The organism is Streptomyces albofaciens JCM 4342 (assembly GCF_008634025.1).
Lineage (GTDB): Bacteria > Actinomycetota > Actinomycetes > Streptomycetales > Streptomycetaceae > Streptomyces > Streptomyces albofaciens.
The window spans coordinates 2,297,197-2,311,908 of the sequence record NZ_PDCM01000002.1 but is presented as its reverse complement, the minus strand read 5'-3'; the positions used below and the strand labels follow the sequence as shown (position 1 = coordinate 2,311,908).

Sequence of the window (14,712 nt, the reverse complement as noted above, 5' to 3'; positions counted from 1 at the left end):
GCTGGCTGATTCCTCCCAGGCGGATCGGCCCGTCGGGGATCCAGCCTTGAAGGCAGCCTTCGGCCAAGCGGCGCACTGCGCTCCACCGTTCGCTGCGGGAACGCATTTGTCGCAGCAGGACCCAGCGTTGGTCGGGCCAGTTCTTCGGTGTCTCACCACGTACTCGTGCGAGCTGGAAGTGCTGCTCGGTTTGGGTGCCGGGCCTGGGGGAGAGCGGCCTGCGGCTCCGTCAACGGGGACTTCACGACCTCGGACGCCACCTCGACGACCTGTGGTGGGCTCGGCAAGGTCAGAACGGGCGAGTATCCCGAGCCTGCTCATCGTTATCCGTTCGGGTTCCTGTGACGCTCGTTTGACGCTTCAGCCCTTGGGCAGGTCGGGGCAGCCCGGGGACGAGGCCGCCGTCGCGCCTTGTGCGGTGTGCCGTCACGTCGCGAGGAAATGTCCCACAGTGCCCATGACGATGACCGAAGCGACTGTCACCAGTGGACGCCACTTCGCGTACTCGTACTTTTCTCTCATGACGCCGCGGCGCCGTTCCTCGGCGTATTCGGAATACGGTTTCCTGAAAGGGATCAGGCCGATCGAGAAGCCGATCCATCCGAAAGAATAGAGGACCAGCATGTGCTCGGCGCTCCACTCCTGGTACTGGAGGCTGCCCATTATGATCATGCCGAAGCAGCATCCGGCGGAAATCACCGCACAGGCAACTGTCAGCTTGCGTATTTCTATTATTTTTTCCACGGCCAGGCAGAAGATGAAAGTGGCGAAAGCTGCCAAGAGCAGCAGATACGGAAGAGGGAGCCGCGCCAGCACTCTGTTCCTTTCGGTGGTGTGCGAGGGTCGGCGGCGGAGAGCCGCCAACCCTCGGATGTATTTCTGCAGGAAATCTGCCAGGAGTGCGAGCTGGTGACTAGCTCAGTAGGCTGGTGATCGGTGAGATGAGGTCGTGCCCGAACTGCGTGATCGCCGTGCCGATCTGGGTGGCCTTCGAAGCTTCGTCGAAGTCGCCGAGCTTCTTGATCAAACCGGACTGCCCGAAGGTGATCAGCCCCAGAAGAGTGCTCCCGGCGGATTTCCTGAACTCGGCGCTGTCAAGTCCCCGCCCGTAAGCAGTGAAAAGGGTACTGAACACGCTGGCACCGAGGGAGGACCATCCTGAGAACCTCGCGACGGCGCCGAAGAACACCGCAACGGGCTCCGCGCCGAAGGCGGCGGACACGCCGGCGATGAGACCGCTGCCGGCAGCGACCCACGCGGTGATGGTACTGACGTCGCTGGAGATGTCGGCCAGGTCCCGAGCCAGCTTGATATCCCAATCAAGCCCGTCGGTCTTGTCGTTCTCCGGGGTGTCGACGGGGTTCTTTCCGGACTCCTTGGCCTTGCGCGCTTGTTCGGCCGCCTTCTTGGCCGCTTCGGCCAGTTCGGCCGTGCGCTTGGCCGCAGCGATCTGGTGCGCCTGGGTCGCGGCTACTGCCGCTGTCCTGGCGTCCCTTCCGGCCTGAATGGCGGAGGCGCGGGCGGACACGGCCGACGCCTGGGCCGAGTTGGCGGAGGCTACGGCGCGGCGAGCGGCACTCACAGCGACGTTGGCGGAGTAGTTTGCCATGCGTGCGGCCGTGCGGCCGGTGGCGGCTGCCTGCTTCGCCTTGTCGGCTGATTCCTGGGCGTCCTTGGCCGACTGCTCGGCGGCGTCCGCGTTCGCGTCCGCCTGCTTCCGGTACTCCTCGGCCTGGAGGGCCGACTTCTGGGCTTGGCTGGCCTATTCCTGCGCCTTGGTGGCGTCGTTGCGTGCGCGCGCCGCTGCCTCCTGCGCGCGCTCGGCCGTTTCCTTCGCCTTGTGCGCGATCTTCGCGGCACCGGCGATCGCGCCTTGCATGGCGGCGATGTGGGTGGCGGAATCGTAATCGAGCTGCGCGGTCTTGTACTGGACGGTGGAGAGGAAGGTGCGGCGCATCCAGGCCGGCCCTTCCAATGCAGGCCTGGGCGTGGGCCTTGGTGTAGGGGCCTCCCTTGGCCATCAGCGCGGTGGTGGCGACCGATTCGTCCTCCAGCAGCGCCGTTTCCATCGCACTGCTGAAGAACCCGTACACGGCCTTGGCGGTTCCGGCGTCCAGGGCGTCGGACGCAGCCTTCTTCACCGCCTTGCCGGGGTTGGAGGCCAGGACACGGGCGACCGCCACCGTGTTGTCGTCTATCGCGGCCTCGATGACGCCGGTGACGAGGAATTTGGTGGCGGCGTCCGGATCGTCGCTCTGCAGAGCCTTGGTCGCGGCTTCGGAGACGTCCGGGGTGGACACCCGGGCGATGTAGAGAACGGTCTCCCGGTCGTCCTGCCGCTGTGCGATCAGGCGATCGGTGTCGACCCAGGCGTGGATGTCGGCATCCGTGCCGGACAGGGCGTACCGCGCGGCCTCACGTGACCAGGAACCGTGGGCATTCATCAGGGCGATGGCCGCCTTGCGGCCGAGGGTGGTGGCAAGGACCGTATTGCCGGACTTCAGCGCCGACTCCGCCTGAGCGATGAGGTCCTTCGTCGCCTGCTGGGTCTGTTCGGCCTGCGAGCGCTTCTCGGCGAGATCCGCCTTCTCCTGTTCTTCGATCTGCGCGAGCAGGCGTGCTTCCTCCACCGCCTGCTTCTTGTCCTCGTCCAGACGCTGCCATTCGGCCTCCCGCGCCTGCTTTTCCACCTCGATCGCCTTGTTCACGGCCTCGACGGCGGTGTCCGCGGCCTTGCCGGCCTCATTGGCGTACGCAGTGGACTTGTTCGCGTAATCGACGGCCTGGCCCGCGTACTTGGCGGCCGATTCGGCGGCCTCGGCGGACTTCTCCGCATGCTCGGCCGCACTGTTCGCGGCGTCGCGTGCGGTACGGGCGGCTGACGCCGCCGCGTTGGCCAGCGCCTGTGCGGTGCCGGCGGCGTTGGTGGCGATCGCGGCGTTGCTGCTCGCGATCCGGGCCTGTCGCTTGGCCTCCGCCGCCTGTGCCTGCGCCGCCCCCGCAGCGGAGGCCGCCGTGGCGGAGGCGCTCGCGGCGGCCGACGCGTTGCGGGCAGCCGAGGCGGCGGCGGACCCGGCGCTTGCCGCCTGGGCCGAGGCGGTGGCCGCGAAGTCGGCGGCCTTCGCCGCGGAGCGGGCCTTGGCAGCGCCGTCGCGGGCGGCGATGGCGGCGTTCTTGGCGGCCGATGCCTGGGAGGCGTCCTTGGAGGCAGCGATGGCCGCACGATAAGCCGCGGAGGCGGCGGACCCCGCGATGGCCGCGGCGTGGCTCGCCGCGGTGGCGGCGTAGGCGGCGCGGCGGGAGGCCTGTACGGCGGCGTGGGAGGCGCGGATGGCCACCCGGGCCGCGTTGGCTGCCCCCTGCGCTGCCCCGGCGGCCTTTCGCGCTGCCTTACCGGACTTGGCCACATCGTTCTCCGCTGCCTTGGCCTGGGCCGCGGCCTTGTCCGCCGCCCTCTTGGCCTCTTCGGAAGCGGCCTTGGCGCGGGTGGCGGCCTCCTCGGCCAGCTTCGTCTTCGCGTCGGCCTTCTTGCCCTCGCGTTCGACGACCGCGACGAGTTCTCCGATGGACGCGGCTTCCTGGTCACGGGCGCGGGCGATGTGCTGGCCGGTGTCGAGGAACCATTCGATGTCGCCGGGCGTGCCGTCCAGGGCCCGCGACGCGTACTTCTTCATCTCCGGGCCCGCACCCACGAGAAGGCTGGACACCTCGACGGTCATGTCTTCCAGGCGGGCGGCGTACTGGCCGTCGGAGAGGTACTTCTCCAGCGCTTCCTTGGTGCCCGCGTCCAGGGCGGCGCTGCCGTCCCTGCGTACGGCCTTGCCGCCGGCGGCCATCACGGTGGTGGTGGCCACGCTCAGGTCCTCCAGAATGCCGGCCTTGAAGCCACCCTTGAGGTAGTCGGTGATGGCGGCGTCACCGTGTTCGAGGGCCGCACCGGCGTCGCGTCGGGTGCCCCTGCCCGCCGCGGCGAGGGCGGCCGAAACGGCGATGCGGTTGTCCTCCGCCGTGGCGGCGGGCAACTCGACGGTCAGGAAGGTCTGGACGTCGGCGTCCGAACCGATCAGCGCCAGTTCCGCGGCGGCGCGGGTGGTCCTGCCACCCGTCAGCCACGCCGCGACGGCTTTCGCCCGGTCGGTGTCGGGGAGGCGAAGCGGATCACCGCCCTCCGGCAGAGCGTCGGCCCAGGCGGCGACGGGGTTGAGGACCATGCTTGAGGCAGCGACGGCCGCGGTGGCAGCGAGGGCGCCGACAACGCGCCGTCTGCTCCAAAAAGTGGTGTCCAAAACGGTCCTTCGATTCGATGCCTGGAGGCGGCCTGCCGGTGGCGGCATCTGCGGACGAAGAGGTGTGCCTGGTGCCGCCATGCCTCGGACCGCCGGCCCTTGGACACGGCAGGAACACGACAGGCGACGCGATCCTAAGCATGCGGAGTGGATCTTTTCTGCCGGTAGATGCCTAAGTAAGAAATAAGAAAAGGTACATACAGGCTTTGGCGTGATTCATCATCTGATGTCCTGCTTGTTGCCCTGGCGGCAAGTGACGGCATGTGTTTGGATCTGGCATCTCCAAGATCGGACTGCCCCTTGGGCTCCCGCCCGCCGCCCCATGCCCGGGCAGGCGCACGGCAACCGGGCGACCCACTGTCATCACGAGGGCTTTGGCATGAAGCTCGCACGGCGGATCATCGTCACCGCTGCGGCTGTCGCGGCTTGCGCCGCGACGGTCGTGGCCACCACGGCCTCCTCCCACACCCGGAACCCCGACGTTTTGGAGACGGCGGCCGACGCCGAACCCGGTCACGCGGTGGAGGGCTTCGACTACCCGAACGCCGAGAAGATCAAGGAAGAGACGGGGATCATCCTCAAGCGCGGTGACGGACACGTCATGCTCGTCGCCTGCTCTTCCGGCACCGGGCTGCTGGAGGTGAAGTGGCGGGGAGGCAAGACGACCTGTTTCCGCACCACCGGGTCCTCCGGCTTCCTCAGCCTGGAAATGCCTGCCGTCCACGCCGTCAAGGGATCGGCCGATCACTCCGCCGACGTCACCCTGACTGCGCCCAAGGGCAAGGATCAGCACATCGAGGTCCCCAGCGGCGAGTGGACGGCGGTCGGGGAGCCCCTCGTCCCGGCCAACCAGTACAACCTGGTCGAGATCCGCACGAGCAAGTAGGCAAACCCGCACGACTCGGGCAAGCCCACCACGGATGCGCTTCCGCGCTCAGCCGCCCCGTTCCGCCATCGCTGTCGTAGGCCTCTGCAGTCCGAATGAGCGCAAACCGCTGAGGGCCGGGCGCGCCGCCACAGCGGTGCGCCCGGCCCTCAGCCGGTGACGAGGCCGGATTCTCTCGTCGGGTCAGCTCTTCTCGTAGGGCGAGCGGACCGGGAAGTACGCGCCGAGGAAGGCGCGCAGCACGCGGTCCTGCTCGTCGGCGGGGACTTCGGCGTTCGCGGATTCGCCGATGCAGAACACGCTGTGGCTGCGGGTGGCGAGCATGCGACTCAGGCGGGAGTGGTGGGTGTAGTCGCCCGCGTTGATGTAGGAGCAGCTGATCGTCGACGGGGTGGAGCGGCCCGTCAGGTAGCCGTAGTGGTGGTGCAGCGAGGAGACGATGGACAGGTCCGTGGACCCCCTGAAGCGGTTGGCCGCGGTGGCCGCGGTCTCCTCGGGGAACTTCTCGGCGATCTCGGCGAGGACGCTGCGGCGCAGGGGGTGCGGAGCGTGCAGGAAGCCGTGGGTGGCGGTTCGCCCGAAATGGCGCTGGAGCAGGGACCGGTTGTTCTTGCCGGCCGCGAAGTAGCCCTCGTCGTCCTCGGACAGCTCGCTCGGCGGGACGGCGGTCGGCGAGCGGAAGAAGTTCGCCAGACCGTTGCTGTTGAAGAAGGAGCGGGCGGTCAGCGGCCGGCCGAGGAAGACGTCGTCGTTGAAGTAGAGGAAGTGCTCCGACAGGCCCTCGATGCGGTGCAGCTGGCTCTCGATGGCGTGCGAGTTGAAGGTGGGCAGCTGGTCCGGGTCGGCGAAGATCTCCCGGTGGCTGACGACCTTGATGCCGGGGTGGTCGGTGTTCAGCCAGGCAGGCACCTGATCGTCGGTGACGAGGTAGATGTTGCGCACCCACGGCGCGTACATGGCCAGCGAGCGCAGGGAGTAGCGCAGTTCGTCCCGGTTGCGGAAGCGGACATCACCGCTGTCCGCGTCGATGCCGACGCCGGCGGCGCGCTTGGCGGCGTCCCGGCGCTCGCGCCACCGGGGGTCGGTGTCGTCGACCCAGGTGTAGACGACGTCGACGGGGAAGTCGATGTCCCACATGAGGCGGTCGGTGAAGGCGGCGAGGGTGGGGTGGTCGCGCTCGCCGACCCGCAGGGTCGCGTCGGCCTTCAGGGACGGCACCCGCGGACCGATGAGGGTGGTGCCGCGCGGGGCGCTGCGCCAGCCCGGCAGCTCCTCGGTCTCGTCGTTCTCGGCCCAGAACTCGACGGTGCAGCCGAAGGCGGGGCCGTAGCGCAGCGTGCGGCTCTCGGTGACCAGCGGCTTGAAGACCCGGAGACCGGCCACGTCACCGGCCTCGCGCAGCCGCTCGGCGAGCACCGCTCCCGGTGCCGCGCCGCGCGGGGTGATCAGTTCGGCGTAGACGGGCTTGCCGTGCAGGTCGGTGGCGAGCGCTTCGAGGACCCGCGCACGGTGCTCCACCTCGACGGCGACGCGGTAGGAGGTGCCCCCGTCCCGCAGCAGGACGTACGGGATGCCGTGGGCGGCCAGCGCGTCGGTGGCGATCTCCAGGTTCCACTCCGCCATGCGCGGGGCGTGGACGTCGTCGCGCACCTCGGCCAGCCGGCCGGCCGAGCGTACGAGGGTGCCGGTGCGGTCCTGGGCCTGGAGCAGCACCTCGCGGGCCTTCTGCTCGTCGGCGGAGCCGGACAGGACGCTGACGGGAGCGGCGACGTTGAAGCTGCGGCTGCCGCCGGCCGCGACGCGGCGCGCGGTGCGGTCGGCGCGTTCGGCCAGCCGGCGGGGGTCGTCGCGGCGGGCCACGAGGCGGGTGAACAGCTCTTCCCAGCGCTTGGTGATCTCCTCGGCGCCGAAGCGCTCGTGGACCCCCTGGCGGGCGGCCGCGCCGTAGGAGCGGCGCAGGTCGTCGTCCTCCATGAGCTTGCTCATGGCGACGGCCAGCGACTCCTTGTCGCCGGCGGGGACGAGCAGTCCGTCGACCCCGTGCCGGATGATCTCGGCGGGGCCGGTGACGATGTCGTAGGCGACGACGGGCACGCCGGCGGCGAAGACCTCCAGCAGGACGAGGGGGAACGCCTCGTTGCGGGAGGGCAGGACGGCCAGTCCGGCCTTGGCCCACTCCTGCTCCATGTCGGAGGAACGGCCGAGAAGCTGTACGCGGTCGTGCAGGGCCAGGCCGTCGATGATGCGGCGCAGCCGTACTTCCTGCGGCCCGTCACCGAAGATCCGCATGACCCAGCCGGGGTGCTCGTCGGCGATGGTGGCGAATGCCTCGATGGCGTGGTCGAGCTGCTTCTCCGGCGTCATGCGCGCGGCCAGCACGATGGCCTTGCCGTCCAGGTCGGAGCGGGGACGGAAGCCGCTGGGAACGGCGTTGGGGATGGCGGTGAGCTCGGGGGCCGCGGCGCCGAGGGAGTCGGCGAACCAGTCGTTGGTGCGCTCGGTGAGGGAGACCAGCGCGTCGATGCGGGGCGCGTAGACGAGCAGGGGTTCACCGCTGACACCGCGCAGCTGGGAGGCGCGGTGTTCCTGGTGGACGGTGATGACCCGGGAGGGGACGAGCTCGGCCGCGGCGGCCATCAGCGCGGGCGTGGTGGTGATCAGGACATCGGTCTCCAGGGAGCCGAGCGCCGCGCTCATCTCGATGTCGGAGAGCCGGTCGAAGGTGGCTTCCCAGGCGGGCTTGATCAGTTCGCTGGGCAGCGAGGTGAGCGTACGGCAGGCCGCCTCGTCCAGGTCGCTGGCGCGTACCGGCTTGCCGTACGGACCGGTGCGGTCGACCAGGTAGCGGCGGGATATCGCCCGGCCGGCGCTGAAGAAGGGCTCCTCGCGGGTCTTGAAGACGCTGATGACCTCGACGTCGTGGCGCGGAGCGAGGTGTGCCGCCTGCGTGTAGGCGGCCATCTCCGTGCCGCCCATTTCGTCGCCCCAGGTGAGCAGGAACGTGATCTTCATCAGGCGGATTCCTCGGTGGTGGTGAAGGCGGTGCAGTTGACCGCGAAGGCGCCGGTGGCCGAGAGATGGGCGTGCACACGCAGCAGCGTGCCGTCCTCGACGGCGATGGTGCGGAAGGGCACCCGGAAGACCTTTCTCGGGTGCCGCACGTCGGTGAGCCGACGGCAGATCTTGATGCGGTTGCGGCCGCGGCGCAGCTGGATGTCCCACACGCGCTGGGCACGGGTGCCGCCGGCCATGGCGGCGAGCGGCACGTCGAAGGTGAAGTGGTCGCCGTCCCAGGTGATGTCGACGGGGACGGTGGCGCCCGAGCCGCGGCGGACGGCCTCGGCGCGGTACTGGTCCTTGGGACCGCGGGCGGCGAGCAGCCTGCCCCGGACCGTGACGCGGTCCCAGCGCAGGTCGAAGGTGTCCAGCTCGGCCTGTTCGCGCGGCCCGGAGACCTTGATCATGGCGTAGCCGTCGACGGAGCGCACCGGCCGGAAGACGGTGCCGCTGGTGGTGCTCGGCGGGTGCGGGAGGGTCGGGCCGTTGGCGGCGTACGGTTCCGCCGCCGAGACGCCGAGGGTGCGCCGAGTGCCGGACGCGTCACGCACCGCGACGCTCAGCCGCCACACGCCGTCGTCGAGCCGCACACCGTCGAGGCCGGGGTCGTGGCGTGCGTGACGCAGCGACGCGGTGGCGGTGAGCAGGGTGGTGCCGTCCGGCTGCGGTTCGGCTTCCATCGCGACCGTACGGCGCAGGCCGCGGTGTTCCAGTACGAGGAGAGCCGCGTCCGGGGCGGTGTGATCAGCAGGGCAGGGCACCGCGATGTTGAGGGTGCGTCCGCCGAGGACGGAGAGGTGGACCGGGCGCAGCGCGGCGCGGGGCTGGCCGCGGGTGCCGAGCACCGGAACGGTGTTGATCCGCTCCACGCGGCGGCGGACCCGGCCGGCCGTACGGCGGGCGCGCTTGACCGCCCCTACTGCGTGGGACAGCAGAGCTTCGCTCATGGTGCTTCGTCTTCTCTCCTTCGGACCGGCCAGCGCATGGTGTCAAGGATGCGTTGACACGGCAAATCTCTCGATGGAGCCAATAAGAGATCTAGATCACTTTGCCGGTAGGCATCCCAAGCGCCCCTTACGTCCTCTTACCTGGCGAGGGCGGGCGGACTACCCCGACATTCACCCCTTTTGAACATGAATATAGGGTGAAGGATAAATAAACGGCTGGTATGCCGCCGTGTCGATGCACGACTCCGCAACGGGGAGAACCGAGGGAATGAAGCAGAGCGAGGCGTCGCGCGCCGGCCAGCGGCGCGCGCCGGGCAGCAGACCGCAGGCCGTGCGGGGCGCTGCGCAGCAGCCGGCCGGCACCGTGCCCGGCGTCGACGGGGGAGCCAACGCCGAGGCGTCGGCCCTCGTCGCCGTCTACCGCAAGGTGCTGCCGAAGAAGGTGCGCAAGGCCATCGCCGGCCGGTATTCGCCCGAGATGCGGCGCAGCATCAAGCGGGCGCTGAGCACCGCGTCCGCCGGACGCCCCCTGAGCCAGGTGCGCGGTACCGCCCTCACCACGCGCCACCGCTCCCTGATCACCGCCTCCGGCGGAGTCGTCCTGTCCGTCGACGGGCGTCCCCGGGTCGGTTTCGTCGAGGACCGGCTCTCTCCCGAAACCGCGCGCCGCGCCAACCTGGGCGCGGTCACCGCGGCCCTGGAGGGCGCGGAGATCGACTACTTCTGCGTACGCAGCCGGCTGGACGGCGCGACCACCGTCGCCGTCTCCGCGGCCGACCGGGCGCGCACCCTGGCCGCCCTGCAGAAGCTGTGCCGCACCCTGCCCGCCTACTTCGGCCCGCAGAGCGGCGAGGGCGGACGGGTCGCCCCCGCCTACCCCGCCGCGGGCTGGCGCCGCCACGCCCGCGCCGAGTCGCTGCGGCTGTTCTGGTACCGCACGGAGCGCAGCCGCCGCCTGGTGCTGGGCCCCGAGCACGGCTGCGACATCGAGTTCTGGGCGCCCGAGGACGGCCGGCTGGTGGCTCCGCGGCGCAACGACGTCACCGAGTCCGTGGCCGCCGACGCCCCCTCCGTGGAGGTTCCCGCCGCGACCTTCACCGCGCCCAGCGGCACCCGCGACGTGTCCCCCCTCATGGTGCGCACCCGCGAGGAGTTCACCACCGTCCTGCCGCACGACGTCGCCTTCCCCGTCGACGTCGTCTACACCTGGGTCGACGGCGCCGACTCGGCCTGGCAGCGCCGCCGGGCCCGCTACTCGGGCACCGCGTACCACGAGGAGGCGGCCAACGCGGCGCGGTACGCCAACCACGACGAGCTGCGCTACTCCCTGCGCTCGCTCGCGATGTACGCGCCGTGGGTGCGCAACATCTACCTCGTCACCGACGACCAGACCCCCGCCTGGCTCGACACCCGGCAGCCGGGCATCACCGTCGTCAGCCACCGGGAGATCTTCACCGACCCCAGCGTGCTGCCGACGTTCAACTCGCACGCCATCGAGAGCCAGCTCCACCACATAGCCGGTCTCTCGGAGCACTTCCTGTACTTCAACGACGATGTGTTCCTGGGCGCCGAGATGTGGCCCAAGGACTTCTTCCTCGCGAACGGCCTGACCAAGTGCTTCCCCTCGCCCGCACTGGTGCCGCTCGGCCCGCCCTCCGCCGAGGACGTACCGGTCTCCGTCGCGGGCAAGAACAACCGCGCGCTGATCCAGGAGCGCTTCGGCACCACGCCGGTGCGCAAGATGCGCCATGTGCCGCACGCGCTGAACCGCAACGTCCTCGCCGAGATCGAGGAGGAGTTCGCCGAGCAGCACCGCAGGACCGCGGCCCAGCGGTTCCGCAGCGACGAGGACATCTCCATCCCGTCCTCGCTGTACCACTACTACGCGTTCCACACCCGGCGCGCGCTGCCCAGCGACCTGCCCTACGTCTACATCGACGTCTCGAAGCCGAACGCGGCGAACCGGCTGGACCGGCTCCTGCTGCACCGCGACAAGAGCGTCTTCTGCCTCAACGACACCCTGTCCACCGAGGACGACTTCGAGCAGCGCACCGGACTGCTGCGCCCGTTCCTGGAGGCGTACTTCCCGGTCCCCAGCCGGTACGAACTGCATGCGTGAGCACATGGAAGCCGCCGGCCCGTTCCGTCCCACCCGCCGCGCCGTCGCCCTGGGGCTCGCCGCCCTGACCGTGGCGGGGTGCGGCGGGCCTGCCGAGCGCCCGCGGGCCCGTACGGCGCCGGGCGACAAGCGCGGCGCGGTGGCCGCCGCGGACGACGGCAAGAGCGGTGCCCGGGTCCTCCAGATCGTCGCCCACCCCGACGACGACCTGTACTTCATGAACCCGGACCTCCAGCAGTCCATCGACGCCAACGACCAGCTCGCCACCGTCTACCTGAACGGTGGGGAGAGCGGCGGCCGCAACAAGGTCCCGGGCAGCGGGACGGCGCCGAAGGCCGATGTCGCCGCCTACGCGGGTGCCCGACGGCAGGGCCTGCGCCAGGCGTACTCGTTCATGGCGACCGGCCGGCCCGACGCGCGCTGGGAGCTGAAGGCCGACAGGCTGCCGGACGGCACGCTCGTCGAGACCGACACGCTCGCGGGCCACCCCGGCCTCCAGCTCGTCTTCCTCGGCATCCGGCAGCACGCCGGCGGGGCGGCCGGGCGCAGCCGTGGTCTGCCGGACCTGTGGTCCGACCCGTCGATGGTCACCAGCACCCTCGTCTCCACCGGCTCGCCCGTGCGCGATCCGCACCAGGTCACCCGGGCGAGCCTGACCGACGCCCTGGTCCACCTGCTGGAGCGGTACCGCCCCACGCTCGTACGGACCATGGACCCGGACCCCGACATGCAGGTCCACGACAAGGAGCACCGGGTCCACCACGACCAGCGCGGCTACTCGGACCACCCGGACCACACGGCCGCCGCGCTGTTCACCTACGCCGCCCTCGCGCGCTACCGGAGCCGCCGGGGCAGCGATCCCCACCTGGTGGCCGCCTACCGCGGCTACTACAACGAACGCTGGCCGCACAACCTGCCCAAGCAGCTCATCAGGGCCAAGGCCGACGTGCTCAACGCGTACGGGGGGCACCCCGACTCCTGCGGGTTCGCCGCCGGCTGCGGAGACTACGACGTCGGCCAGGACCGCTCCTACGGCACCGGCTGGCTGCAGCGGACCTCGCCGCGCCACCCCGCCGCCGGTCCGCAGGCGAGCCCGGCGCCCGACGGGCGGCTGACCGCGTTCGCCGTCCTGGGGGACCAGGCCGCCATGTGGCAGGAGACCGCCCGCGGCAGCGGCAAGTGGACCGGGCCGAGGCTGCTCGGGGGCGACGGGCTGCTGCCCGGGCTGACCGCGTCCCTGACCGGGGACGGCCGCTGGCAGCTCTTCGCCGAGCGGATCGCGGCCCTCGGCCACACGGGCCGCGACAACCGCCGCGAGATCGTCATGGTGCAGCAGACCCGCGCGGGCGGGCCGTTCGGCGCCTGGACCTCGCTCGGCAACCCCGAGTCCGACCCGGACCACGGCCGACGCGTCGGCGGGCCCGTGGTGACCCGGGCCGACGGCACCACGTACCTCTTCGCGCGCACCTGGGCCAAGGGCGTCGCGGTCCGCCGGTACACGGACGGCGACTGGGACCGCTGGACGGACCTGGGCGGCGCCGAGGTCCAGGAAGGGCTGAGCGCCGTCACCGACAGCCGGGGGCGGGTGCACCTGTTCGGCGCGGGGCACGACACCGTCCATCACTGGGCACAGGAGCGGCCCGGCGGGGACTTCACGCTCGTACCGACCGGGCTGCCCGCGCCCGCCGACCCGCCGACGGCGCTGGCCCGCCCCGACGGCACGGTCCTGCTCGCGTTCCGGGAGGCCGGCAGTGCCCGCCCGCTCGCCTGGACGCTGCCCGCCGCGGGCGGCACATGGCGGCCGGAGAAGGTGGGGCTGGTCGCCCGGGGGTACGGCGCGCTCACCCTCCACCCCGTCCGTGACGGCGTCCTGCTGGCGGCCCGCAACAACAGCGGCAGCACCAGCCTGGCCACCCTCGGCGCCCGCAAGGCTCCGCGCTGGTCCACCGCCGCCGGCCGGGTCGTCGGCACCGTCTGCCTGACCGGCACCACCGACGCCCGCCCGGTCCTGGTCCGGCTCGCGCCGGACGCGACGCTGCACAGTGAGGTGGTGGCGGGCTGAGGAGCCCGTCACCCCTCCTGGGGGAGCCCGTCACCCGTCCAGGAGGGGGCCGGTCATTCCGCCGGGCGGACGTCCTGGGGCAGGGGGAACGGCGCGTCGAGGTGGGGGACCGCGGTGAGGGCCGTGGTGAGGCGGGCGTGCAGGAAGGCCGCGGTCTCGTGCGTGAACCTGCCCGCCGCGTACGTCAACTGCCCTGTGATACCGGCCGGTTCGTTGTCCGGGGTGCGCTGTTCGTGGAGTTCCAGGAGAAGGTCGAGCTCTGTGTGGGGGCGGTGGACCGGGGCCAGGCGGACGGCCAGGGGCTCCGGCCAGTGGGGGGCGTCGGCGCCGGTCGGGTGGTGCAGATAGGTCAACGCCACCTGGAACAGCGGGTGGTGGGCTGCGGAGCGGGGTGGGTTGAGGAGACCCACCAGGTGGTCGAAGGGGAGGGACCGGTGTTCGTGGGCGGCCAGCAGTCGGTCGCGTACTTGGGTGATCAGGGCGCGGGGAGTGGGGTCTCCGGAGGTACGGGTACGCAGGACGACGGTGTTGACCAGGCAGCCGACGAGGTTGTCGAGGCCGGGGGTGTCGCGCCCGCTCAACGGCACGCCCACGGGGATGTCGTGGCCCGCGCCGGCGGCGGTGAGGGCGGCCGCGAAGGCCGCGTGCACGGCCATGTAAGTCGTCGCTGAACACTGCCGGGCCGCGGCTTCCAGGGCGGTGTGCAGGCGGGGGTCGATGGTCAGGGGGATGGTGGCGGCTGCCCCGGGTGGTGCGGGGTGGGACGGGTGGTTGGTCCGGGGGAGGGGGAGCGGGGTGGGGAGGCCGGTGAGTTCGCGGGTCCAGTAGCGGGCCGCGGGGCTGTCGGGCCGGTCCCGGTCCGCGCCGGGGTGGTGCAGCGCGAGGGTGTGGTCGGCGTACTGAGGGGCGGGAGCGGGCCAGGCGGGGGCTTGGCCTGCGGCGCGGGCCGTGTAGGCGACGGCCAGGTCGCGGTGGAGCGGGGCGGCCGAGTGGCCGTCGAAGGCGACGTGGTGGATGGCGAGGAGGAGGGTGTGCCGCTTCTCGTCGTGGAGGTACAGACGGGCGCGGAGGGGGAGGTCGCGTTGGAGGTCGAAGGGGGTGGCCAGTTCGGCGGAGACGGCGGCGTCCAGTTCCGCGTCCAGGTCCGCTTCCTCGTCGAGGACGGTCGTGCGGAAGTCCAAGGGGGCGGTGTCGGCGGGGAGGATGCGCTGTTCCGGGCCGCTTTCGCCGTAGGGGAGGACGGTGCGCAGGATTTCGTGGCGGGTGGTGAGGTCGGTGAGGGCCGTTCGCAGCGCCTCGGTGTCGAGCGGGCCTTCGAAGGCGAAGAGGAGGGCGCTGACATAGTCGGGGCTCCC

Annotated in this window: 8 protein-coding genes and 1 pseudogene; 3 read left to right on the top strand and 6 right to left on the bottom strand. The window is 71.0% G+C overall.

Going from position 1 to position 14,712, the window contains the following annotated elements:
• Positions 1–426 precede the first annotated feature (426 nt).
• The 3 genes from CP973_RS30060 to CP973_RS30055 all read right to left on the bottom strand — a co-directional run bounded on the left by CP973_RS30060 (position 427) and on the right by CP973_RS30055 (position 4,211).
• Positions 427–816, bottom strand: coding sequence for a hypothetical protein (locus CP973_RS30060; protein ID WP_150247022.1), 390 nt, complete (start codon positions 814–816; stop codon positions 427–429).
• Between the two features lie 97 nt (positions 817–913).
• Complete coding sequence (locus tag CP973_RS41170) at positions 914–1,222, bottom strand: hypothetical protein (protein WP_244410104.1); 309 nt, start codon at positions 1,220–1,222, stop codon at positions 914–916.
• A gap of 97 nt (positions 1,223–1,319) precedes the next feature.
• Positions 1,320–4,211: a hypothetical protein gene (locus CP973_RS30055; RefSeq protein WP_244410102.1), complete on the bottom strand. Its 2,892-nt coding sequence runs from the start codon at positions 4,209–4,211 to the stop codon at positions 1,320–1,322.
• Between the two features lie 454 nt (positions 4,212–4,665).
• On the opposite strand from CP973_RS30055, the gene CP973_RS30050 reads away from it, so the two are divergent.
• Positions 4,666–5,172, top strand: coding sequence for a hypothetical protein (locus CP973_RS30050; protein ID WP_150247021.1), 507 nt, complete (start codon positions 4,666–4,668; stop codon positions 5,170–5,172).
• A 183-nt stretch (positions 5,173–5,355) separates the two neighbouring features.
• On the opposite strand, the gene CP973_RS30045 is transcribed toward CP973_RS30050, so the two are convergent.
• Complete coding sequence (locus CP973_RS30045) at positions 5,356–8,184, bottom strand: stealth conserved region 3 domain-containing protein (protein WP_150247020.1); 2,829 nt, start codon at positions 8,182–8,184, stop codon at positions 5,356–5,358.
• On the bottom strand, positions 8,184–9,176 hold the full coding sequence (locus CP973_RS30040; RefSeq protein ID WP_150247019.1) for a hypothetical protein: 993 nt from the start codon (positions 9,174–9,176) through the stop codon (positions 8,184–8,186). The genes CP973_RS30045 and CP973_RS30040 overlap by 1 nt, the downstream gene beginning before the upstream one ends.
• 268 nt (positions 9,177–9,444) lie before the next feature.
• On the opposite strand from CP973_RS30040, the gene CP973_RS30035 reads away from it, so the two are divergent.
• Positions 9,445–11,295 (top strand): stealth family protein, encoded by a 1,851-nt coding sequence (locus CP973_RS30035; RefSeq protein WP_150247018.1) that lies wholly within the window; start codon positions 9,445–9,447, stop codon positions 11,293–11,295.
• The gene (locus tag CP973_RS30030) at positions 11,288–13,357 is read left to right on the top strand and encodes a PIG-L family deacetylase (protein ID WP_244410099.1); all 2,070 of its coding nucleotides are present in this window, start codon (positions 11,288–11,290) and stop codon (positions 13,355–13,357) included. Before CP973_RS30035 ends, CP973_RS30030 begins: the two co-directional genes overlap by 8 nt.
• Before the next feature lie 53 nt (positions 13,358–13,410).
• On the opposite strand, the pseudogene CP973_RS41165 reads toward CP973_RS30030, so the two are convergent.
• Positions 13,411–14,706, bottom strand: a pseudogene (locus CP973_RS41165) (condensation domain-containing protein); the annotation flags it as partial.
• Between the last annotated feature and the right edge of the window lie 6 nt (positions 14,707–14,712).